Source organism: Microbacterium meiriae, from assembly GCF_040702565.1.
Lineage (GTDB): Bacteria > Actinomycetota > Actinomycetes > Actinomycetales > Microbacteriaceae > Microbacterium > Microbacterium meiriae.
Window position 1 is genome coordinate 537894 of record NZ_JBFBLJ010000001.1, and the last position, 22407, is coordinate 560300.

Consider the following 22407-nt stretch of genomic DNA (forward strand, 5'->3'; position numbering starts at 1 on the left):
GACCCCATGGCCGCGACGACTGCGACCACGGCCGTCGCCGTCCTCCGCGACTGGCGCGGCTGGCCGGACGTGCTGGCGGCGCTGTGGCGGCGCTCGCTCCGGTTCCGCACCCTCGCGATCACCCTCGTCGCCACGTCGCTGGCGATCCTCATCACGTGCGTCACGATGGCGCTGGTCATCCAGAACGACCTCTTCGTGTCGCGGAAGAATGTGGCCCTGGAGGACGCACGGCGCGCGGTGGACCAGGCGCAGTCCCTCCTGGACGTGGCGGAGGTGGGCGATGACCCCGCCGCGCTCACCGATCTGTGGAACGGCATCCCCGACACCCTCTCGCGCACGTCGAGCGCCGACCTGCTCGCCGGCTTCAAGATCCAGGACGGCTCGGGGACGGTCCGGCTCAACGGCTTCACCGCCGGGCTCACGCCGGATCTGCTGAGCCCCGAGCTGCAGGCCAGGGTCCGCGAGTTCGACGACCGGCAGGCCTGGCAGTCCGTCGCCCTGCCCACGGAGGACGGCGGCGTCGTGCCGGGCATCGTCGTGGGGCAGCAGCTCCAGGTGCCGCAGGCCGGGACCTTCGAGATCTACTTCGCCTACGACCTCGCCGACGCCGACCAGACCCTCGTGTTCGTGCAGCGCACCCTCTGGATCGCCGGCATCGGGCTGGTGGCCATCGTCGCGGCCATCTCCTGGATCGTGCTGCGCACGGTGTCCACCCCGATCGTGCAGGCGGCCGAGACGAGCGCGCGGCTCGCGGCGGGCGATCTCGGGGTGCGACTGGAGGTGCACGGCGAGGACGAGCTCGCGACGCTGGGGCGCTCCTTCAATGCCATGGCCGACAGCATCGAGGCGCAGATCAAGGAGCTCGGCGAGCTCTCCATGGTGCAGCAGCGCTTCGTGTCCGACGTCTCGCACGAGCTCAGGACCCCGCTGACGACGATCCGCCTCGCCGCCGACATGCTCAACGACCAGCGCGACGAGTTCGACCCCACGACCGCCCGCACCGCCGAGCTCCTGCACGCGCAGGTGCAGCGGTTCGACACGCTGCTGGCCGACCTGTTGGAGATCAGTCGGTACGACGCGGGGTCCGTGCAGCTCGAGCTGGAGGCGACGAGTCTCGCCCAACTCGCAGAGGACATCATCGAGCAGATGCGACCTCTTGCGGAAGGGCATGGCACGGAGATCCGCTTGGTGGCGCCCGGCGGCTACTCGCCGGTGGATATGGACCCGCGTCGTGTGCGGCGCGTGCTGCGGAACCTGATCGGCAACGCGATCGAGCATGGAGAAGGGCGTCCGGTCGTCGTCACGGTCGACAGCAACCAGCACGCGGTGGCCGCGGGCGTGCGCGACTTCGGGCTCGGGATGGACCCCGGAGACGCGGAACGCGTGTTCGATCGCTTCTGGCGCGCCGACCCGTCGCGGCAGCGCACCATCGGGGGCACGGGGCTCGGCCTGTCGATCGCCCTCGGCGACGCCACCCTGCACGGCGGCACCCTCGCCGTGTGGTCGGAGCTGGGGGTGGGCTCGCACTTCGTGCTGACCATTCCCCGCCACGACCGGGTGCTGGACGGCCCGAGCCCGATCCCGGTGGAGCCGCAGGAGCCCCTCACAGAACTCGGCGACGCGACGCAGCCGATCTCGATCGCCGAGACCTATTCCGATCTGCTCGACGGGAAGGACCAGTCATGAGCCCGCGCGCGAGGAGCCGATTCGTCCGTGGCGCCGCACTGGCGCTGGTCGCGCTGCTGCTTCCCGCGTGCGCCGGTCTGCCGACGAGCGGCGACGTCGCGGTCGGTCTCCAGCTGGGGGAGTCCCCGGACGACGTCGACGTGCTCCCCGTGGCTTCCGGTCCCGTCGCGGGGGCGGGCCCCGAGGAGATCGTCGAGGGGTTCCTCGAAGCCGGCATCACGACATCGGACAACTGGGCGACGGCTCGGGAGTTCCTGGCGCCTTCTCTGCAGCGCAGCTGGCGACCATCGGCGGGGGTCTCCATCGACGCCGGTCCCGAGGCCCGCACCCTCAGCTCGAACGTCCCCGACGACCAGGTGGAGGACGCTGAGGAGGCCGAGGTGCAGGTCCTCCTCGAGCTGGTCGCCAGCGTGGACGACTCCGGGGCGTACAGCGGTGCCCCCGGCGACTCGAGCGTGCCGTTCGTGCTCGCGAGGGGGGAGGACGGCGAGTGGCGGATCACCGAGGCGCCCGACGGCGTGGTGATCGACCAGAGCCGGTTCCCGAATGTGTTCGAGGGGTACTCGCTGCAGTGGTTCGACGCGCGCTGGTCCCGACTCGTCCCGGATATGCGGTGGTTCCCGCGACGCCAGAGCCCGGCGACGACGGTGACGCAGGCGCTCATCAGCGGCACCCCGGCGGAATGGCTGGATCCGGCGGTGCAGACCGCGTTCCCCGCCGACGTCCAACTGGCACAGGACGCGGTGCTCATCACGGGGCAGGCGGCCGAGGTGGCGCTGACCCGACCCGCGGCCAGCCTGGACGAGACCACGCTGGCCCGGATGCGCACCCAGCTGCAGGCCACGCTGAAGGCCGCGGGCGTGAACGTCACGCAGGTGCGTTTCAGCGTCGACGGCCGCGCGCTCGACGCGGGGGTCGTCGATGTCATCAGCACCGCGTCGGAGCCGGGGACGCTCGTGCTGAAGGACGGCAGGTTCGGCCGCATCGTCGGCGACGAGATCGCCTCGATCCCCGGGATCAGCGCGCAGATCCAGGCGGTCACGCAGCCGATCGAGGCGATCGACGTGGCCGCGGACGACGCGACCGCAGCGCTGCAGCTCGACGACGGCCACGTGTACCTCGCGACCGAGAACGGACGCAACGAGCTGGATGCCCGGTCCGGCCTCGTGCAGCCGTCCCTCGACCCCTACGGCTACGTGTGGTCGGTGCCCGCGTCAGCCCCGCAGGCGGTGCTCGCCGTCGGCCCCGATGTGGTCGGACACGAGGTCGCCGGCGCGTGGCCGAACGCCTCGTCCATCTCCGATCTGCGGGTCGCCGCCGACGGCGCCAGGCTCGCGGCTGTCGTCCGGGTCGGCGGCCAGCTCTGGGTGGTCGTCGCGGCGGTCGTCCGGGACGGCGCCGGTGTGCCCACAGAGCTCGGTGAGGTACGACAACTGCTCCAGCTCACCGAGCCGTCGACGGGGCTCGTCTGGCTGGGGCCCGATCGGCTGGCCGTGCTCACCGACTCCACGACGCCCCGTCTGATCGTGCAGCCGGTCGGCGGACCGGGCTCGGCCGAGAGTGCACCCAGCAATGCGGCGTCGATCGCCGGTGCCCGCACTCCGGCGGGTGTGCGCATCCTGGACACCTCGGGGCAGCTGTTCGCGCACGCGGGATCGGCGTGGCGGGAGGTGGCGGAAGGCGTCTCCGTCCTGGCCACACGAGCCGGCGAATGACCTCTCCTGCACGGAACGGCCTCGGCGCCGATCGAGTCCCGCCACAAGGGGATGGCTATCGGGAGCACGCGCCTGACGGCAGGATCTCGACATGGGGTTCACGACACGAGTGGGCGCGCTCGTCGCGGAGACCGGGGCGCTGCTGCTCGCGGCGAGCTGTGCCGGATGCGACCGGCCCGGCATCGTGCTCTGCGACAGCTGCCGGGTCGCGCTCACCCCGAGGCCGCGCGACGTGCGGACCCCGGGCGGGTTGCGGGTCCGCGCCGCCCTCGACCTGGACGGTCCGGCCGCTTCCTGCATCCGGAGTCTGAAAGGAGCGGGGCAGACCGCGTTGGGACGACCGCTGGGCGCCGCCCTCTCCGCCGTCCTCCTCCCTGCGGTCGGACCGGGAGTCTGGGTGATCCCCGTCCCGACCTCGCGGGCAGCCTTCCGTCGGCGCGGCTACCGCGTCCCTGAGCTCCTCGTCCGGTCCGCCGGTGCGGAGCCGCAGCGCGTCCTCGCTCTCACCCGTCAGGTGCGGGACCAGCGGGAGCTGTCTGCCGTCGCGAGGGCGGACAATCTCCGGGGCGCGATGCGCGCACGCCGACGAGGGCTCGGCGCACCCGCGGTCGTGGTGGACGACGTCGTGACCACGGGGGCCACGCTCGACGAGGCCAGCCGCGCCCTCGTCGCCGCCGGATTCGTCGTCGCCGGGGTCGTCGCGCTCGCTGCCACGCCGATGTCGGCCCGATCCGGATGAGGTTCATTGCAGACTCACCGCAGACACAGGGTCTCGGGCCGTGACATCGGCCGCGGGTCGGACTACGGTGGGGTGTCACAAGGCGACCACGGTCCGCCCTTGGCCGGGTGGACCGGGACAAGGAGGCAGCAATGGAAACGAGCATCGTGGGCGTCGGAGTGGGCATCACCGATCGCTTCCGCACCGTCGTCGAAGAGAAGATCGCCAAGATCCAGACACTCGCCGCCAAGGCGCAACGCCTGGACGTGAAGGTCACGCACCGGGTCTACCGCAACGGTCGAGTCCCGGACGAGACGGTCGAGTTGACGCTCGTCGGGAAGGGCCCCGTGGTCCGTGCCGAAGCCGTCGACGGCGACAAGTTCGTGGCGCTCGACCTCGCGATCGACAAGATGACCGAGCAGCTGCGCCGCGCGAAGGAGAAGCGCGTCGACGGACGACAGCACCCGCGAGGCCCGCACTTCGAGAAGGGCAGCGGTTCGCTCGAGGGCATCGACGTGCAGCCCGCCTCCGCCGAGGTGCTGCACGCCGTGGCGACGGGGAGCATCCCCGTGCAGAGCGAGGAGGAGGAGGACTACTCCCCGGTCGTCATCCGCACGAAGAGCTTCGAGGCGGAGTGGATGACGGTGGAGGAGGCCGTCGACCGGATGGAGCTCGTCGGGCACGACTTCTTCCTCTTCGTCGATGCGCGCACCGACCACCCGAGCGTGGTCTACCGCCGCAAGGGCTGGGACTACGGTGTCATCGCCCTCAGCACGCAGGCTCCGCCCGCTGAGGCGCTCGCCTCCTGACAGGACCGGGAACGGCCCGATCCCTGCGGGGATCGGGCCGTTCCCGTGTGAAGCTCGGGGGGCGTCAGTCGAAGATGCCGTCCAGGAGGCTGCCGATGACGAGCCCGCCGAGGATACCGGAGGCGAGGTCGCCGCCGCCCATGCCGCCGCCGCGACGGGGGCCGCCGCCCCAGCCCCCGCCCCAGTCCTGATCCTGCGGGCGCGAGGAGTCGATGTCCCGCTGTGCGAGTTGGAGAGCCTCCGCGGCGAGGTGGGCCACCCTGCGGGCCTGCGCCAGGGCCGCTTCGCGCGTCTCCTCGGCGGGCAGGAGAGCCGGCAGGTCGACCCGGAGCCGCTCGGCCTCGGCCAGACGCGTGCGGGCGTCGGCGCCGATCCATCCGCGGTGGCCGGCGATGAGGCCGCGGGCGACGCCGAGCTGCCGGTCGGCGTCGTCCATCGCGTGTTGCACCTGTGCGATGGACGGCAGGGGGTTCTCGGCCCGGTGTCGCGCCGTGGCGATGGCGTGGTCGAGGCCCGCGTTCGCTTCGCGCAGCTGGGAGAGCTCCGCGAACGGATCGTTGGGCTGCCCCGAGGGGGTGAGCGCGGCCAGAGCCGCCTGCAGCCGCGCGACGGCTTCTGCCACGGCGGGCGTGGAAGGAGCGGTCCGCGCGGCGATGAGGTCGTTGCGGGAGTCGGCGATGACCTCGGCCAGCGTCGACTCGGCGCGCAGCGCCTCGATCTCGAAGTCCTCGACGGCATCGAGCAGGGCACCGGCGCGGCGCGTCGCCTCGGTGGCCGTCTCCAGTGCGAGGTTCGCCTCCTCGTTCTGCTTCGCGGCACGGCGGCGCTCCGAGATGTCGGCGCTGTGGGTGGCGAAGCGGATCAGCTGCTCCGCCTCGGCGGCGCTCGCGGTGATCTGATGCATGGCGGAGTCGGAGTAGCGGGCGGACAGCCGGGATACGGTCTCGTCCGTCTGTGGGATGCGGGCGCTCAGAGCCTCCGCGTCGGCGCGCACCTGCGCGATGATCTCGGGCGCTCGCCGCACCTTCGCGACCGACTCCGCGAGCACGGTGGTCTTCTCATCGAGCAGGTCCTGGGCCCAGTCGCAGAGCTGCAGGATCCGCGCGTTCCGCGTGCGCAGTTCCTCATCGGTGTCCGGGATCTCGTCGTGGTTGAGCTGGTGGAGCTGGAACGCCTCCCGCAGGTGCGTCCGGACCGACAGCAGCGCGGCCTTGAGGTCGGACGTCAGGGACTCGCCGAGCTCGGCCTCCGCGAAGACGAGCTCGTCGGAGGTGGTGCGGATCCGCTCGTCGGCGGCGACGAGTGCCTGCTCCGCGCGTCGGGCGAGGTCCGCGTCCTGCGCGGCGAGTTCTTCCTGTTCGCGTTTGCGTCTACCCCAAAATCCAGCCATGTGCTGATCCTAGTTTCCCCGGCACCCGCGCGGGCTGAGCATCCGCTTCAGGCGAACGGCCCGCCGCGGAGCTCAGGCGGGCACCGCGACGGCGTCCTCGCCGCCGACGGCCAACGGCGTCGCCTTCGCCGGACGTCCCCTCTTGGGCCGTTCGGTGGTCAGTTCCAGCGCCATCTCGGGGTGCGGGTGCTGCGCGAGCCGGGCCTCCGCCTGATCGAGCCAGCGGAGCTCGGCTTCCGCCGCGCAGATGAGGGAGTCGAGGACGAGCGACCACGCGAGGTCCTCGGGGCTGCCCGCCGCGAGCCCGGGGGAGGGCGTGCGGCGCAGCTCGTCCAGCCGCTGCTGTGAGGCGTCCCGCTGGCTGCGGAGGATGGTCGCGGCATCCACTCCGGGCAGCGTGGCGGCGACCGCGAGTTTCACGGCGAGCTCCTCGCGCGTCGCCGGAGCGCGGAGCACCGGGGCGGCGAGCCAGCGCGCCGCCTCGGCCGAGCCCGCTGCGGTGATGTGCCAGTAGACATGGCCGTGGTCGTCGGCCTCCCCGCGCTGGACGAGGCCGTCGCGCTCGAGTCGCTCCAGGGTGTTGTAGATCTGGCCGACGTTGAGGGGCCAGGTCGACCCGGTCCGGCGGTCGAACTCGTGGCGCAGCTGGTAGCCGTAACAGGGGCCCTGATCGAGGATGGCGAGCAGGCTCTGGCGTACGGACATGACCGGTCTCCCGAGGATGGTGGATGGAAAGCAGTGCCGAGTATATGCATACCCGGCAATTTCTCTGACGCGGCGCGGCGGCCGCCCTTGCAGGCGACGTGGAGGTCACAGCCCGGTAACATGGCAAAGCATGCCTGTCGCTCGCCTCGCGACGACCGGCGAATGACCCAATGACAGGGAGATGACATCCGTGGCGAATCCTCTTGAGAAGCTGCTGCGTGCAGGTGAGGGGCGGATCATCCGCCGTCTGAACCAGGTGGTGAAGGCGGTGAACGCCCTCGAGGAGGACATCTCCCAGCTCACGGACGACGAGCTGCGCAACGAGACCGCCGAGCTGCGCGCCCGGTACGAGAAGGGCGAGACGCTCGACCAGCTCATGCCGGAGGCGTTCGCCGCCGTGCGCGAAGCCGCGAAGCGGACGCTCGGCATGCGCGCGTACGACGTGCAGATCATGGGTGGCGCGGCCCTGCACCTCGGCAACATCGCGGAGATGAAGACCGGTGAGGGCAAGACCCTCGTCGCGACCTTCCCCGCCTACCTGAACGCGATCGCGGGCGAGGGCGTGCACGTCATCACCGTGAACGACTTCCTCGCGAGCTACCAGGCGGAGCTCATGGGTCGTGTCTACCGCGCGCTCGGCATGACGACGGGCATCATCGTGTCCGGGCAGACGCCCGCCGTGCGCCGCGAGCAGTACGCCGCCGACATCACCTACGGGACGAACAACGAGTTCGGCTTCGACTACCTCCGCGACAACATGGCCTGGCGCAAGGAGGACCTCGTCCAGCGCGAGCACTTCTTCGCGATCGTCGACGAGGTGGACTCCATCCTCATCGACGAGGCACGCACGCCTCTGATCATCTCCGGGCCGTCGTCCGGTGAGGCGAACCGCTGGTTCGCCGAGTTCGCCAAGATCGCGCGCACGCTCGTCGCCGGCGAGGACTACGAGGTCGACGAGAAGAAGCGCACCGTCGGCGTCCTGGAGCCCGGCATCGAGAAGGTCGAGGACTACCTCGGCATCGACAACCTCTACGAGTCGGCCAACACGCCGCTGATCTCGTTCCTGAACAACTCCATCAAGGCGCTCGCGCTCTTCAAGAAGGACACCGACTACGTCGTCATGAACGACGAGGTCATGATCGTCGACGAGCACACCGGCCGTATCCTCGTCGGCCGCCGCTACAACGAGGGCATCCACCAGGCGATCGAGGCGAAGGAGGGCGTGCCGGTCAAGGCCGAGAACCAGACCCTCGCCACCGTCACGCTGCAGAACTACTTCCGCCTCTACGACAAGCTCGCCGGCATGACCGGTACGGCCGAGACCGAGGCCGCCGAGTTCATGTCGACGTACAAGCTCGGCGTCATCCCGATCCCCACGAACAGGCCGATGATCCGCAAGGACCAGCCGGATCTCGTGTACAAGAACGAGGCGGCGAAGTTCGCGCAGGTCGTCGAGGACATCGCGGAGCGCCACGCGAGCGGTCAGCCCGTGCTCGTGGGCACCACCAGCGTCGAGAAGAGCGAATACCTGTCGCGGCTGCTCGCGAAGAAGGGCGTCAAGCACGAGGTCCTCAACGCGAAGAACCACGCGCGCGAGGCGGAGATCGTCGCCCGCGCCGGTCGGCTCGGTGCCGTGACGGTCGCGACGAACATGGCCGGTCGAGGCACGGACATCATGCTCGGTGGTAACGCCGAGTTCCTCGCGGTGCAGGAGCTGAAGGCGAAGGGGCTCGACCCGGTGGAGACGCCGGAGGAGTACGAGGTCGCCTGGGACGAGACCTACGAGGCGATGAAGAAGGTCGTCGAGGAGGAGGCCGAGAAGGTCATCGAGGCCGGTGGCCTCTATGTGCTCGGCACCGAGCGCCACGAGTCGCGCCGCATCGACAACCAGCTGCGAGGTCGTTCCGGCCGTCAGGGCGACCCGGGCGAGAGCCGCTTCTACCTGAGCCTCACCGACGACCTCATGCGTCTGTTCCAGTCGGGTGCCGCCGAGGCGATCCTGGCCCGCACGAACTTCCCGGACGATGTGCCGATCGAGTCGGGCCTCGTGTCCCGCGCGATCCGCAGCGCGCAGTCGCAGGTCGAGGCCCGCAACGCCGAGATGCGCAAGAACGTCCTCAAGTACGACGACGTCCTCAACCGTCAGCGCGAGGCGATCTACGCTGACCGTCGTCAGATCCTCCAGGGCGACGACATCGCCGATCGCGTGCAGCACTTCATCGAGGACGCGATCAGCGGCGTCGTGCGCGACCACACGGGCGAGGGACACAACGAGAGCTGGGACTTCGACGCCCTCTGGACCGAGCTGAAGACGCTCTACCCGGTGAGCGTCACGATCGACGAGGTCGTCTCCGAGGCCGCAGGCCGCAAGGGCGGCATCACCGCCGAGGGGCTCACGCGCGAGCTGCTCTCGGACGCGAAGATCGCGTATGAGAAGCGCGAGGAGTCGCTCGGCGAGGCCGCGACCCGCGAGCTGGAGCGTCGCGTGGTCCTGCAGGTGCTCGACCGCCGCTGGCGCGACCACCTGTACGAGATGGACTACCTCAAGGACGGCATCGGCCTGCGGGCGATGGCTCAGCGTGACCCGCTCATCGAGTACCAGCGCGAGGGCTACGCGATGTTCCAGTCGATGATGGGCCAGATCAAGGAGGAGTCGGTCGGCTACCTCTACAACCTCGAGGTCGAGGTCCGTCGCGCGGGCGACGCCGAGACCGCGGAGGTCGAGGCGAAGGGCCTCGCCAACGACGGCGGAGAGCAGCGGCTGGAGTACTCGGCCGCCAACGACGCCGGAGAGGTCGAGGTCCGCAACGACCGGGGCCAGGTGCAGCAGGCCGCGACCGACCGGATGCGTCAGGCCGCCGCGCGCGCTCAGACACCGCAGGCCGCCGAGCCCGAGGAGGCTCCGCGCGGGGCCTTCGGGCAGCGCACGGAGCAGAGCGCCCCGGCCGCGGGCAACCGCGAGCAGCGCCGCGCGCAGAGCAAGAAGAAGAAGTAGCCCCCGGGTGAGAAGGAGGGCCAGTCCGTGCGGATTGGCCCTCCTTTCGTCCCTGTAGGCTTGATCGATGACACCATCGCGCACCTTCGACCAGTCGTCGAAGCTCAAGAACGTCCTGTACGAGATCCGCGGAAACGCCCTCGTCGAGGCGGCGCGACTGGAAGCAGAGGGCCACCGGATCCTCAAGCTGAACACCGGCAATCCGGCGATCTTCGGGTTCGACGCCCCGCATCAGATCGTGCACGACATGCTCGCCGCGCTCCCCACGGCCCACGGCTACAGCGACAGCAAGGGCATCATCTCGGCTCGCCGCGCGGTCGTGAGCCGGTACGAGGAGATCGACGGGTTCCCGCGTTTCGATCCGGACGACGTCTACCTCGGCAACGGCGTCTCCGAGCTGATCACCATGACCATGCAGGCGCTGCTGGACGAAGGGGACGAGGTCCTCATCCCCGCCCCCGACTACCCGCTCTGGACGGCCATGACGAGCCTCGCCGGCGGCACCCCCGTGCACTACCTCTGCGACGAGGACGACGACTGGCAGCCCGATCTCGAGGACATCCGGTCGAAGATCACCCCGCGCACCAAGGCGCTCGTGATCATCAACCCGAACAACCCCACCGGCGTGGTCTACTCGCGGCAGGTGCTGGAGGGACTCGTGCAGATCGCGCGGGAGCACCAGCTCCTCATCCTCTCCGACGAGATCTACGACCGGATCCTCTTCGACGACGCGGTGCACATCCCGACGGCGACTCTCGCCTCTGATCTGCTCTGCCTCACCTTCAACGGACTGTCCAAGACCTACCGCGTCGCCGGCTACCGCTCCGGATGGATGGTCGTCACGGGTCCCCAGGACCATGCCAAGGGGTTCATCGAGGGGATCACCCTGCTGGCGTCGACCCGGCTCTGCCCGAACGTCCCTGCCCAGCATGCCGTGCAGGCGGCGCTGTCCGGAGTCCAGTCGATCGACGCCCTCATCGCCCCGACGGGGCGTCTTCACGAGCAGCGCGACATCGCCTGGGAAGGGTTGGAGGCCATTCCCGGCGTCTCCTGCGTGAAGCCCCAGGGCGCTCTCTACGCGTTCCCCCGACTGGACCCGAACGTGCACGAGATCCGCGATGACGCCAAACTCGTCTACGACCTGCTCGTCTCGGAGCACATCCTCCTCGTGCAGGGCACCGGGTTCAACTGGCCGACGCCTGATCACCTGCGGCTCGTGACCCTGCCAGAGCCGCGAGTGCTGAGCGAAGCCGTCGAGCGCCTCGGGAACTTCCTGTCGAGCTACCGCCAGTAGTCGCCGGAGGGGCGGACGGCTCGAGACCGGCCGCGAGCCGACGGACGGCAGTGACGAGCGCCGACCGCGGCGCGACGTCCGAGATCGGCCGGGCATGGAGGAGAGCCGCGTCGACGGCGCGCCGATCCAGGGGAAGGAAGACGATGTCGGTGAGCCCGGCGAAGCGCTCCAGCGTGCGACGGATCTGACTCCGGGCATCGAGGCCGAGGGGGCCGGGACGGACCTGGTTCATGACCACCGTCACCGGCGTCTGGCCCACGAGGCGCCGGAGCTCGGCGTGGTCGCGGAGGAATCGGCTGATCCCCAACGGATCCGCTGCCGCCACCGCCACGACCCGGTCCGCCTCGCTCAGTGCTGCGACGGTCGCCGCGTGCCGCCGCGGGCCGACCACGTCGTAGGTCGCCTCCTCGTCCGCGTCGACGGCGGCCGAGACGTCCACGACGGTCTCCTCCGTCCATGTCCGGCAGAGGGAGAGCGTCGCCCGGACCCGCGCATCGGACAGCTCCGGCCAGCGGTTGGGGCGGTTGAGCCCGGCCAGCACATCGACCTCGGCACCTCCGGCTGCGAGGCGGGTGGAGAGGGGGTCAGTTCCGCCGGATCGAGCGCGCCGGCCTCGGCGCGACGGCAGGCGGCGGCGAGGCCCGGGGCATCATCGTCCATCCCGAGGAGCAGCGCGAGAGCGGGGGCCACGGTGTCCGCATCGACCAGCGCCGTCCGGCGTCCGCGGCGCGCCAGCTCCACGGCGAGCTGGACGGCGACCGTCGACCGCCCCGGCGCCCCGTGCGGACCCCAGACGGCGATGACCCGGGACGGAGCCGACGGAGCCGGGGCGCCGGGCTGAAGGTCGGCGGACAGTGCCGCCGCGATCTCCCACCCCGCTGCGTCCGCGCGCAGGGGAGGGGCGAGGCCCATCCGTATCGCGGCGCGACCGTCCGCGCCTCCGAGTGTGAGGACGCGGATGCCGGCGCGGTCGCACGTGGACAGCAGTTCGGTGGTCAGCACAGCCCTGCTCGCGGGAACGACGACGGCCTCCACCTCCGGATGCAGACGAGATGTGATCATCGCCGCGGAGGCGGAGGGGATGCTGGCGGCCGAGACGCCCTCCCACTCCAGCTCGGCGACCAGCTCGTCGGCCCGCGGCGCGGCCACCGCGATGAGGACGACGCTCACGACCCTGCCCCGACCGGGACCACGGAGAGTGCCGCACCGCCGGTGACCGCGGCGAGGACCGCGGCGACATCGCTCCGGTCGATCACGATCTCCAGCTCCGCGGTGGTGTCCGCCAGGAGCCCCTCCCGCTCGAGGACGGCACGCACGACGACGTCTCCGACGAGGATGCGGGGCTCGTCATAGGAGCGCCCGTCCTCGCGCAGCGGCGCCCGCCAGATCTCGACCTCGGTTCCGGCCTCCACGTCTTCGGGAAGGCCCACGCTGCTCGCGACGACGACCGTCGTCGTACGGCTGTCCGCTGCCGTCGTCATCGCCGTCCTGGGCACCAGCTCGCCCTCCGATAGCGTCCGGGCCGCGACCTGGCCCGTGTCGAGCTGGCCTGGCCGGACGTACTCGTCGGACACGGCCCCCAGCGCCACATCGACGGTCGCGAAGTCGGAGGCGCGGAGCACTTCTCCGCGGACGATCGTGCGCTGCGCCTGGAGCACCGGCGTCGCCTGATCGGATGAGGTGAGCACGAACCAGACGCCGGCCATCGACGCCAGGACGAGCACGATGCCCACCGCGAAGCGGGCATCTCCGCGGAAGCGACGAGGGGAACGGGCGAGCGGGGCCATGGCGATATGGTCACAGAAGCGGCCACCAGGGCCGTCGAGTTATCCACAAGCTCTCGCCACCCCGCACCTCCTCCGCCCTGCGCGCCCAGAATGAGGGCATGACACCCCCGCACCCGCACACCCCCCGTTTCCTCGCGCCTGCGCAGGTGGCAGAGCTGCTGAGCATCGATGTGGACGAGGTGATCGCGCTCGTCCATGCCGGAGACCTTCGCGGCGCCCCCCTCGGTGCACCCGCGCGCTGGCGCATCGAGGAGTCGAGCATCGAGGAGTACCTGGCCGCGCAGGTGGAGGAGGCGCGGCGGATGGCCCTGTGGCGGCAGTCGCAGGCCGCGAGCTTCCCCGAGCTGTGGGGACCCGCCGCGTCACGGCGTCCCTGAGCGTCAGAGAGTCGGAGCTCCCTGCACGCGGATCGCGGCGAGGGCGGCGTACGGCACGATCCGGAAGCCCCGTACCGCGTCGGCCCGGCGGGTGGCGCCGCTGTCGTGCTCGGCGAGATCGAGGTGGTCGGCGGCGGCGCGATCGATGGTCCCGTGGAGATCGTCGCCGACGAGGAGGCGGAGCTGCACCGGAAGACGGCGACGCGCGAGGTCGCGGAGGGCGAACCCCAAGGTCATCCGTTCGCGGAGCGTGGTCGCTCCACCGTTCGTGTCGTCGGCGAGGCTGCCCAGCATCGATCCGTGGTCGAGCGTGAGTCCGAGCACGGATGTCATCGGGATCAGCAGCATGGAGCTCGGCACGCGCGCGCCCTGGGGCACGCGCGAGACGGCGGCGAGCCAGTCCACGCCCAGGGACCGCAGGCCGACGGGCAGGTGAGCCCCGTCGACGAGGTGGAGTGTCGCTTCGATGTTCGCGGCGCACAGATGGCGCAATCGAGCGCGCAGGTCGAGTCGAGCGATGCGGAGTCGCTCGGACTCGGCGTCGCGGGCGGCGCGTTCCGCCTCCCACTCCGCGGCGAGCTGTCCTTCCAGGTCGTCGAAGAGGGAATCCCAGTGCACCCGACCGAGCGTAGGGGCGGACATCGTGTCGTCCGAGTTATCCACATCCGCGCGGACGGTCGCCCCGGCCCTCGCCCGAAGCGCGGAATCTACGGGTTGTCCACAGACCTCCTCCTGCGCCGACCGTGCCGTACCGGGAACGTGTTCTACTGACGGCTCGCCGACGCCTCCGAGGGGAGATCGAGATGATGCTGGCCGAGTACTTCGGACCGCAGCCCACTCCGGCCGATGAGCTTCCGGACCCCGTGCTCCTCGTGCGGAGCCTCACCCAGGGGGCTCTCGAGGCCCTCGCCGGAGTGCGGGAGGTGGATCAGCTCGCCCGCTGGTTCAGCGAGGAGGCGTACCGCAGCGTCGTCACCAGGGCCAACCTCGCCGCCCGTGCGCGCAGTGCTCGCGGTGTCGCGCCGACCCGACCCACCTTCGTCATCCGGACGGTGCGGGTGACGCACCCACGGGACGGCATCGTCGAGGCGGTCGTCGTGGTCGCGGGCCCGGGGCGCACCCGTGCCGTGGCCATCCGACTCGAGGGACTGGACCGACGGTGGCGCGCGACGTCGCTCGCCATCCTCTGAGGCGGGGGAGCCTAGGCTGGTGAGGTGTCAACCCTCAGTGATCTCGCCCAGGCCCAGGGCCTTCTGACCGACGACGACGTGGAGTGGCTGCACCGGCTCGCCGGTGACGGACAGCTCCTCGCGGACCTCGCCTCCGCCGATATCGTCCTGTGGATCCAGACGGACGACGGCTCTTTCGTCGCCGTCGCTCACGCGCGACCGAGCGGTGCGGCGACGCTCTTCTACCGGGACATCGTCGGGGAGCGGGTGCGCCCGCAGTGGCGCACGCAGGTGCACGGCGCTTTCGAGTCGGCGGAGATCGTCGACTCGTCCTCGCCCGACTGGTTCGAGGAGACACCGACCAGGGTGCGCGCGGTCCCGATCGTGATCGAGCGGCGCGGCGAGGACAAGGCTCCGCGCGTGATCGGGGTGGTGACGCGGCACACCAACCTCGGGGAGGTCCGCACGCCGTCGCGTCAGCAGATCACCTTCGACGAGTGTGCCAACGACCTGTTCCGCATGATCGCGGACGGCAGCTTCCCCGACCCTGCAGCGCCGACATCGCCGCGCCGCGGTGCGCCTCGGGCATCGGACGGTCTCATCCGGATCGACGTGGACGGCATCACGACCTTCGCCAGCCCCAACGCCCTGTCCGCGTTCAATCGGATGGGCTTCGACGACGAGCTGGAGGGCGAGTCCCTGGCCGAGGTGACCACCCGGCTCGTCCCGCCGTCCCGCCAGGTGGACGAGTCGCTGCCCGTGGTGGTCACGGGGCGGGCGCCCTGGCGGACCGACATCGAGGCGCGGGGGGTGACGGTCTCCCTCCGTGCCATCCCCCTGAAGGATCACGGCACCCGCATCGGGGCGATCGTGCTCTGCCGCGACGTCTCGGAGCTGCGTCACCAGGAGCAGGAGCTCATCACCAAGGACGCGACGATCCGCGAGATCCACCACCGGGTCAAGAACAATCTGCAGACGGTGGCGTCCCTGCTCCGGATCCAGGCGCGACGCACGCACTCCGACGAGGCGCGGGATGCTCTCACGCAGGCCATGCGCCGCGTCGATGCGATCGCGGTCGTCCACGACACCCTCGCTCAGGGCCTCACGCAGAAGGTCGACTTCGACGAGGTCTTCCATCGTGTCCTCAAGCTCGTCGCCGAGGTGGCGTCGGCTCCCAACACGCGGGCCCGCACGCAGTCGACGGGACACTTCGGCGTGCTCCCGAGCGAATACGCCACGCCGCTCGCCCTCGCCCTGACGGAGGTGGTCACGAACGCGGTGGAGCATGGCCTCGCCGGGCAGGAGGGCGTCGTCACGATCGACGCGAAGCGCACCGAGGACAACCTCCGGGTGACGGTTCGCGATACCGGCCACGGGCTCCCGGAGGGCCGGATCGGTCAGGGCCTCGGCACGCAGATCATCCGCACGCTGATCCAGGGCGAGCTCGGCGGCACGATCGACTGGCGGGGGAGCGAGGGTGAGGGGACCGAGGTGGTCATCGACATCCCGCTGCGCTGGCTCGAGCGCTGACGCCTCGTCGGAACACGCAGAAGCGGCCTGAGACGGTGTCTCAGGCCGCTTCTCGGATCTCAGGAGGCGCGGCGGGCGCGGGCGGCGCGGCGCTTGAGCGCGCGGCGCTCGTCCTCGGACAGGCCGCCCCAGACGCCCGAGTCCTGGCTCGTCTCCAGGGCGTACTGCAGGCAGATCTCGGTGACCGTGCACGTCGCGCAGACGGTCTTCGCCTTCTCGATCTGGTCGACGGCCGGGCCGGTGTTGCCGACCGGGAAGAACAGTTCGGGGTCGACGGTCAGGCAGGCGGCCTTGTCACGCCAGTCCATGGGGGCTCCTCGGTGTGGATTTCATGAGATGTCGCGATGCGACCTCTCGATTCGGGCGACGGTTCGGGTTCCGCTACCCTGTTGAGATACGGGCGGATGCCCGCTGATTGTGATGCGAACGCGAACGTTCGCCCCACGCCGCTGTGGGAGCACATGACTTTCTCTATTCTGTTACATGAATACCCTGAAATCAAGGGTTTTCTCGTCATTCGATCCCCGGGAGGACCACGTGCGCGCACCGGGAATCGCCCGCGCCGCCGCCGCCGTCCTGGCCGTCGAAGCGGTCGCCCTGCTCGTCTTCGCGGCCATCGAGATGGCGGGACTCGGGGCAGGGGACGCCGCATCGCTGCCGACGGCCATCGCTCTCATCGTCCTGACCCTGATCGGTGCCGCGGCACTGGGAGCCTTCGCCTTCGGCACCCGCGCCGGGCGCTCCTGGGCGCGATCGGGCGGGGTGGTGTTCCAGGTCCTCGCGATCGCCCTGGCGCTCGGCGCCCTCACGCTGCCGCCGATCCCGTGGGTGTTCGTGCTCGGCCTCGGGGTTCCCGCCGTCGCCGGCTTCGCCCTCCTCATCGCGAGCGCACGCCGTGAGGGGACGAGGCGCGAAGCGGAGTGACTCCGCCGCGACGCGTCAGGCGTCGATGCCGAGCTGCTTGCGCAGACGCGCGACGTGGCCGGTGGCCTTCACGTTGTACTGGGCACTCGTGATGATGCCGTCCTCGTCGAGGACGAAGGTCGAGCGGATGACGCCTTCGACGACCTTGCCGTAGTTCATCTTCTCGCCCCAGGCGCCGTACGCCTCGTGCACTGCGTGGTCGGGGTCGCTGAGCAGCGGGAAGGTGAGACCGTCGCGGTCGCGGAAGGCGGCCAGCTTCGCAGGCTCGTCCCTCGAGACGCCGACGACCTGGTACCCGGCGCCCTGGAGCGAAGAGATGCTGTCGCGGAAGTCGCAGGCCTCGGTGGTGCACCCCGGGGTCATCGCCGCGGGGTAGAAGTACAGCACGGTCTTCGTGCCGCGCAGATCGGCCAGCCGGACGGTGTTCCCGTCCTGGTCGAGCAGCGAGAAGTCGGGGGCGGCGGTTCCGGTTTCCAGGCGTTCGGTCACGCCCCCAGCCTACCGTCCGGGCGGCTGCTCCGCCTTGTCGGCGAAGGTCTGCAGCAGCCGCTGCAGCGAGTCCAGCCGCGCCCGCCCCGTCTCGCTCAGCTCGCCGCGCTCCGCTGCCTCGATGAGGGCGCAGTCCGGCGCGTCCGGCAGGTGCGTGCAGCCGCGCGGGCAGTCCTCCGCGATGACGGCGAGCTCGGTGAAGGCGGCGAGGATGTTCGCGGGCTCGACGTGCCCCAGCCCGAAGGAGCGCACGCCGGGGGTGTCGATGACCCAGCCCGTGCCGCCCGGGCCCTCGTAGCGGAGGGACACGGTGGAGGAGGAGGTGTGGCGTCCCCGGCCGGTGACCTGGTTCACGTGTCCGGTGGCGCGGCCCGCGGTCGGGACCAGGGCGTTCACGAGGGTCGACTTGCCCACGCCGGAGTGCCCGACGAAGACGGTCGAGTGGCCGATGAGCGCCGCGCCGATCTCGTCGACGGGCATCTCGTCCTGTGCGCTCGTGAAGACGCGGAGGTCGAGGCCGTCGAAGTGCGCGAGGAAGGGCGCCGGGTCGGCGAGATCGGTCTTCGTCACCACGAGGAGGGGGCGGATCCCGGCGTCGAGGGCCGCCACGAGGTAGCGGTCGACCAGGCGGGCACGCGGCTCGGGATCGGCCGCGGCGACGACGATGAGCATCTGGTCCGCGTTCGCCACGATCACCCGTTCGACCTCGTCGGTGTCGTCGGCGCTGCGACGCAGGAGCGAGGTCCGCTCGACGATCCCCACGATCCGCCCGAGCGTGCCCTCGTCTCCCGAGGTGTCGCCGACGACGCGGGCCTGGTCGCCCGTGACGATCGGCGTGCGCCGCAGCTCGCGGGCGCGGGCGGCGGTGATCGTGCGCTCCTGCGGGGTGTCCTCGTCGAGGAGCACGGAGTACCGGCCCCGGTCCACACCCAAGACGCGGCCGACCTGCGCGTCCTCGTGCGCGGGGCGCCGCTTGGTGCGCGGTCGGTTGGCCTTCGGGTTCGGGCGGGTCCGGATGCTGCTCTCGTCGTAGTCCTCGAAGTCGTCCTCGAGGTCGTCGGCGTCGTTCAGCCAGCTCACCCGTCAGCCTCGCAGCATCCGCTCCCAGAGCATGGTGAACTCCGGGAGGGTCTTGGCGGTGGTGCCGATGTCGTCGATCACGACGTCGGGGACGCGGAGGCCGATGAGCGCGCCGGTCGTCGCCATCCGATGGTCGTGGTGCGCCGCCCAGGAGCCACCGCGGAGCGGGCCCGGCACGATGCGGATGCCGTCGGGGAGCTCTTCGGCGGTCCCGCCCAGAGCGCGCAGGTTGCCGACGAGCGCCGCGATGCGATCGGTCTCGTGGAGGCGGATGTGGCCGATGCCCCGGATCGTCGTGGGGCCGTCGGCGAAGGCCGCGAGACCCACGAGGGTCGGCGTCAGCTCGCTGGCGGCGGAGAGGTCGAGATCGAGCCCGCGGATGCCGGAACCGGCGCGCACGGTGAGGACCCCGCCGTGACGGCTGACGTGGGCGCCTGCAGCCTGCAGGATCTCGGGCAGCAGCGCGCCGGGCTGCGTCGAGTGCGCCGGCCAGCCGGTGATCGCGACGGAGCCGCCGGTGACGAGCGCGGCCGCGAGGAACGGTGCCGCATTGGAGAGATCCGGCTCGATGGGGATCTCCTTGGCGCGGGGGACCCCGGCCTCCACCAGCCACTCGCCGACCGCGGGGCGCTCGATGCGGATGCCACGGCGGCTGAGGGCCTCGATGGTCATGTCGATGTGCGGCAGGCTCGGCAGCCGCTCGCCGGTGTGCACGAGGTGCAGGCCGACGTCGAAGCGTGGAGCGGCCAGAAGCAGCCCGGACACGAACTGGCTGGAGGCCGACGCGTCGATCTCCACGCGACCGCCGCGGATGTGACCGTGGCCGCGGATGGTGAACGGGAGGGCCCAGGTTCCCTCGTCGTCGATGTCGACGCCGAGGTCGCGCAGGGCGCTGATGAGCCCGCCCATGGGTCGGTGCAGAGCCGTCTCGTGCGCGGTGAGGTGGACGTCCTGCTCGGCGAGGCCGGCCAGCGGCGCGATGAAGCGCATGACGGTCCCGGCCTGGCCGCAGTCGATCGTCGTGCCGCCGCGGAGCTTGCCGGGCGTGATCACGAGGTCGGGACCGAACTCGTGGCCGGCGTCGACCTCCTCGATGCCGACGCCGAGCGCGCGGAGGGCCTCCACCATGCGCTGCGAATCGTCAGAGTGCAGCGGCGCGATCAGGCGGCCGGGGCCGTCCGCGATGGCCGCGATGAGGAGTTCGCGGTTGGTGAGGGACTTGGACCCGGGGATCGTGAGCTCGGCGTGGACCGGGCCGTCGATCGTGGGCGCGGGGTAGGCGCCCTGCACACGGGTGGGGGAATACCTTTTGGCGCTCATCGGTTCTCACCTTAGTAAACGCAACGCCGTCCTCGTGAGAGGCGGCTTCGGTGCGAAGGGAAGAGGATGCCTGCGACGCTGGAACGCGAGGTGATCGACCTCAGCCGCCTAGACTGGCCGGTGATGGACGACACCGCAACCGCAGCCACCGTCGGCGACCCTCGGCGCGAGTTCGAGGAGCAGGCGCTCCCCTTCATGGACCAGCTCTACGCCGCCGCGATGCGCATGACGCGCAATCCCGCGGACGCCGCCGATCTCGTGCAGGAGACCTTTGTCAAGGCCTACGGGTCGTGGTCGACCTTCGCGCAGGGAACGAACCTGAAGGCGTGGCTGTACCGGATCCTCACCAACACGTACATCAACATCTACCGGAAGCGGCAGCGCGAACCGTTCCAGGGCACCATCGACGAGCTCGAGGACTGGCAGCTCGGCGGCGCCGAGTCGACGACGGCCTCGCACAGCCGGTCGGCCGAAGCCGAGGCCATCGACCGCATGCCGGCGTCGGTCGTCAAGGACGCGCTGCAGGCGGTCCCGGAGGACTTCCGTCTCGCGGTGTACCTCGCCGACGTCGAGGGTTTCGCGTACCAGGAGATCGCCGACATCATGAAGACCCCCATCGGCACCGTCATGAGCCGTCTGCACCGTGGCAGGCGGATGCTGCGGGAGCTGCTGGCCGACTACGCCGCGGAGCGGGGAATCGCCGCGGCTGACCCGAGGAGCAAGAAATGAGCGACTGCGGCTGCGACAAGGCCCGTCAGGATCTGGAGGAGTACCTCCGCAATGAGGTGTGCAAGACGGAGCACGCCGAGATCCGCGAGCACCTGGAGAACTGCCCGGCGTGCCGGGACGAGGCTCTGGTGGCGACGACCCTCACCGAGGTCATCGCCCGTGCCTGCAAGGAGACCGCTCCCGAGGAGCTGCGCGACCAGGTGTTCGCCCGGCTGCGCGAGGTCCAGGCCGCACAGCACTGAGGCGCTGCGAGCGCGTGCGGGGCGTCGGAGACCGCCCGTAGGCTGTGTGCATGGCCCTCATCGATGCGCGCGGGATCCCCGCTGACCAGACATCCGTCGACCGTCTCGCGGCACAGGACCTCGACTACCGGGTCCTCGATACGACGGACTCGGCGCGGGTGGCCGCCTTCCAGCGAGCGATGGCGCGCGGGTTCCTCGGCGCCGACCCCTCGGAGGCGGCTCGCGAGGAAGGCGTCGGCACCCTGAGGAGCCGGCGCAACATCGGCGTGTACGAGCCCGACACCCCGGCCGACCGTTTCCCCGTGGCGACCATCGACTCCTGGGTGACTCCGCTGACGATCCCCGGCGGTGAGATCGGCATGTGGGCGATCAGCGGAGTCACTGTGGCCGGCACCCATCGTCGTCGTGGCATCGCGCGGGCGCTGCTGGAGGGGGAGCTGCGCGCCGCCTCCGACGCCGGTCTCCCGGTCGCCGGGCTCACGGTGTCCGAGGCGACGATCTACGGACGGTACGGCTTCGGCTCTGCCGTCCCGGTGTCGCGGTTCACCGTCGACGTCCGCCGCGCCGGATGGGCGGGGCCCAGTCCCGCGGGCGGCGTCGAGTACCTCGAGCGCGAAGAGCTCGCGGCCGCGCTGGCGGAGGCGCACGAGCGGGCGCGTATCGCCCGATCGGGGCAGGTCCCCGGATGGCCGGCCCGCTGGGCGGGCATCAGCGGGCTCGCGAGCACAGACACCGACCGGGACCGGGTGCGCGGTATCCGCTATCGCGACGAGTCCGGGCAGGTGCGCGGCGTGATGGCGCTCCACCTCGCCGAGCGCGGGGGCACTTTCCGGTTCGCGCTGCACGTGCGTCTGCTCGTCGGCGAGACGGCGGAGGCGACGGCCGCATTGTGGCGATTCGCGCTGCAGCACGATCTCGTGGACGAGGTGACCGCCGACCTCCGTCCTCTCGACGACCCGCTGCCGTGGCTCGTCGGAGACCCGCGCGGGGTCACCCAGGAGGTGCACGACCACGGTTGGCTCCGCGTCCTGGACGTCCCCGCCGCGCTCACGGCCCGGTCCTACGCCGCGCCCCTGGACACGGTGCTCCGCATCGAGGACGCGCTCGGTTTCGCGGCGGGCACGTGGCGTCTGCGCATCGACGCCGAGGGGCGGGCGCGCGTCGAGGCGGCTCCGGATACCGGGGCGGACCTCGTCCTCGACGTCTCCGCGCTCTCGTCGATCTACGCAGGCAGTATCCGTGTCGCCGCGCTGCACGGTGCGGGCCGGATCGCCGGCGCGCCCGCGGTCGTCGAGGCCCTGGACCGCGCGTTCGTCGCCTTCCCGGCTCCGTCCCTCGACATCTGGTACTGATCCCCGGACGACGAGAAGGGGGGGGGCGCCCCCCCCCCGCCGCCCCGCAGAGGCAGGGGCGGCAGGGGGAGGCAGCGGGCGGCCCCCGCGGCGGCG

At 70.9% G+C, this 22407-nt stretch carries 22 protein-coding genes; 13 read left to right on the top strand and 9 right to left on the bottom strand.

Annotated elements, in window-relative coordinates; translation table 11 throughout:
• The first annotated feature begins 6 nt into the window (after positions 1-6).
• The 4 genes from mtrB (at position 7) to hpf (ending at position 4928) form a co-directional block, all read left to right on the top strand.
• Positions 7-1686, top strand: coding sequence for an MtrAB system histidine kinase MtrB (gene mtrB, locus AB0310_RS02535; protein ID WP_187663727.1), 1680 nt, complete (start codon positions 7-9; stop codon positions 1684-1686).
• Positions 1683-3401: an LpqB family beta-propeller domain-containing protein gene (locus AB0310_RS02540; RefSeq protein WP_366236524.1), complete on the top strand. Its 1719-nt coding sequence runs from the start codon at positions 1683-1685 to the stop codon at positions 3399-3401. The genes mtrB and AB0310_RS02540 overlap by 4 nt, the downstream gene beginning before the upstream one ends.
• Before the next feature lie 91 nt (positions 3402-3492).
• Positions 3493-4140, top strand: a complete 648-nt coding sequence (locus AB0310_RS02545; protein WP_366236525.1) for a ComF family protein — start codon at positions 3493-3495, stop codon at positions 4138-4140.
• 131 nt (positions 4141-4271) lie between these two features.
• Positions 4272-4928, top strand: coding sequence for a ribosome hibernation-promoting factor, HPF/YfiA family (gene hpf, locus AB0310_RS02550; protein WP_085607163.1), 657 nt, complete (start codon positions 4272-4274; stop codon positions 4926-4928).
• A 64-nt stretch (positions 4929-4992) separates the two neighbouring features.
• Here hpf and AB0310_RS02555 read toward each other — a convergent pair whose 3' ends face one another.
• The gene (locus AB0310_RS02555; protein WP_259955246.1) at positions 4993-6318 is read right to left on the bottom strand and encodes a coiled-coil domain-containing protein; all 1326 of its coding nucleotides are present in this window, start codon (positions 6316-6318) and stop codon (positions 4993-4995) included.
• A gap of 72 nt (positions 6319-6390) precedes the next feature.
• Positions 6391-7023 carry a PadR family transcriptional regulator gene (locus AB0310_RS02560; protein WP_280566171.1) on the bottom strand — a complete coding sequence of 211 codons (633 nt, stop codon included), beginning with the start codon at positions 7021-7023 and terminating at the stop codon, positions 6391-6393.
• 190 nt (positions 7024-7213) lie between these two features.
• Here AB0310_RS02560 and secA point away from each other — a divergent pair, with 190 nt between their 5' ends.
• Both secA and AB0310_RS02570 read left to right on the top strand, forming a co-directional pair.
• Complete coding sequence (secA, locus tag AB0310_RS02565) at positions 7214-10018, top strand: preprotein translocase subunit SecA (RefSeq protein WP_366236526.1); 2805 nt, start codon at positions 7214-7216, stop codon at positions 10016-10018.
• A gap of 67 nt (positions 10019-10085) precedes the next feature.
• A complete protein-coding gene (locus AB0310_RS02570) occupies positions 10086-11312 on the top strand; it encodes a pyridoxal phosphate-dependent aminotransferase (RefSeq protein ID WP_268776529.1) in 1227 nt (408 codons plus the stop codon).
• 348 nt (positions 11313-11660) lie between these two features.
• Here AB0310_RS02570 and AB0310_RS02575 read toward each other — a convergent pair whose 3' ends face one another.
• Both AB0310_RS02575 and AB0310_RS02580 read right to left on the bottom strand, forming a co-directional pair.
• Positions 11661-12482 carry a P-loop NTPase gene (locus AB0310_RS02575; protein WP_366236527.1) on the bottom strand — a complete coding sequence of 274 codons (822 nt, stop codon included), beginning with the start codon at positions 12480-12482 and terminating at the stop codon, positions 11661-11663.
• Positions 12479-13099 (bottom strand): SAF domain-containing protein, encoded by a 621-nt coding sequence (locus tag AB0310_RS02580; RefSeq protein WP_366236528.1) that lies wholly within the window; start codon positions 13097-13099, stop codon positions 12479-12481. The genes AB0310_RS02575 and AB0310_RS02580 overlap by 4 nt, the downstream gene beginning before the upstream one ends.
• 98 nt (positions 13100-13197) lie before the next feature.
• Between AB0310_RS02580 and AB0310_RS02585 the strand changes: the two genes are divergently transcribed.
• Positions 13198-13476: a helix-turn-helix domain-containing protein gene (locus tag AB0310_RS02585; protein WP_259955251.1), complete on the top strand. Its 279-nt coding sequence runs from the start codon at positions 13198-13200 to the stop codon at positions 13474-13476.
• Between the two features lie 3 nt (positions 13477-13479).
• Here the strand turns inward: AB0310_RS02585 and AB0310_RS02590 are convergent, their stop codons facing one another.
• Positions 13480-14094 (bottom strand): hypothetical protein, encoded by a 615-nt coding sequence (locus tag AB0310_RS02590; RefSeq protein WP_187664133.1) that lies wholly within the window; start codon positions 14092-14094, stop codon positions 13480-13482.
• 185 nt (positions 14095-14279) lie between these two features.
• Between AB0310_RS02590 and AB0310_RS02595 the strand changes: the two genes are divergently transcribed.
• Together AB0310_RS02595 and AB0310_RS02600 are read left to right on the top strand one after the other, a co-directional pair.
• The gene (locus AB0310_RS02595) at positions 14280-14666 is read left to right on the top strand and encodes an Rv3235 family protein (protein ID WP_187663737.1); all 387 of its coding nucleotides are present in this window, start codon (positions 14280-14282) and stop codon (positions 14664-14666) included.
• Positions 14667-14690: 24 nt separating this feature from the next.
• Entirely contained in the window at positions 14691-16175 is a 1485-nt protein-coding gene (locus tag AB0310_RS02600) for a sensor histidine kinase (protein WP_187663738.1), read from the top strand.
• A 59-nt stretch (positions 16176-16234) separates the two neighbouring features.
• On the opposite strand, the gene AB0310_RS02605 is transcribed toward AB0310_RS02600, so the two are convergent.
• On the bottom strand, positions 16235-16483 hold the full coding sequence (locus AB0310_RS02605) for a WhiB family transcriptional regulator (RefSeq protein ID WP_017203224.1): 249 nt from the start codon (positions 16481-16483) through the stop codon (positions 16235-16237).
• A 229-nt stretch (positions 16484-16712) separates the two neighbouring features.
• On the opposite strand from AB0310_RS02605, the gene AB0310_RS02610 reads away from it, so the two are divergent.
• The gene (locus AB0310_RS02610) at positions 16713-17099 is read left to right on the top strand and encodes a hypothetical protein (protein ID WP_187663739.1); all 387 of its coding nucleotides are present in this window, start codon (positions 16713-16715) and stop codon (positions 17097-17099) included.
• Between the two features lie 15 nt (positions 17100-17114).
• Here AB0310_RS02610 and bcp read toward each other — a convergent pair whose 3' ends face one another.
• The 3 genes from bcp to aroA are packed head-to-tail and all read right to left on the bottom strand — an operon-like array spanning position 17115 to position 19988.
• On the bottom strand, positions 17115-17588 hold the full coding sequence (gene bcp / locus AB0310_RS02615; protein ID WP_187663740.1) for a thioredoxin-dependent thiol peroxidase: 474 nt from the start codon (positions 17586-17588) through the stop codon (positions 17115-17117).
• 9 nt (positions 17589-17597) lie between these two features.
• Entirely contained in the window at positions 17598-18668 is a 1071-nt protein-coding gene (gene rsgA, locus AB0310_RS02620; RefSeq protein WP_259955260.1) for a ribosome small subunit-dependent GTPase A, read from the bottom strand.
• Positions 18669-18671: 3 nt separating this feature from the next.
• Positions 18672-19988, bottom strand: a complete 1317-nt coding sequence (gene aroA, locus AB0310_RS02625; RefSeq protein WP_366236529.1) for a 3-phosphoshikimate 1-carboxyvinyltransferase — start codon at positions 19986-19988, stop codon at positions 18672-18674.
• Positions 19989-20054: 66 nt separating this feature from the next.
• On the opposite strand from aroA, the gene AB0310_RS02630 reads away from it, so the two are divergent.
• Genes AB0310_RS02630 through AB0310_RS02640 form a run of 3 tightly spaced genes read left to right on the top strand, consistent with a single transcriptional unit; the run spans position 20055 to position 22311 of the window.
• Positions 20055-20717 carry a sigma-70 family RNA polymerase sigma factor gene (locus AB0310_RS02630; RefSeq protein ID WP_025103063.1) on the top strand — a complete coding sequence of 221 codons (663 nt, stop codon included), beginning with the start codon at positions 20055-20057 and terminating at the stop codon, positions 20715-20717.
• Positions 20714-20959: a zf-HC2 domain-containing protein gene (locus AB0310_RS02635; protein WP_025103064.1), complete on the top strand. Its 246-nt coding sequence runs from the start codon at positions 20714-20716 to the stop codon at positions 20957-20959. Before AB0310_RS02630 ends, AB0310_RS02635 begins: the two co-directional genes overlap by 4 nt.
• A 50-nt stretch (positions 20960-21009) precedes the next feature.
• On the top strand, positions 21010-22311 hold the full coding sequence (locus tag AB0310_RS02640) for a GNAT family N-acetyltransferase (RefSeq protein WP_366236530.1): 1302 nt from the start codon (positions 21010-21012) through the stop codon (positions 22309-22311).
• The last annotated feature ends 96 nt before the right edge of the window (positions 22312-22407 follow it).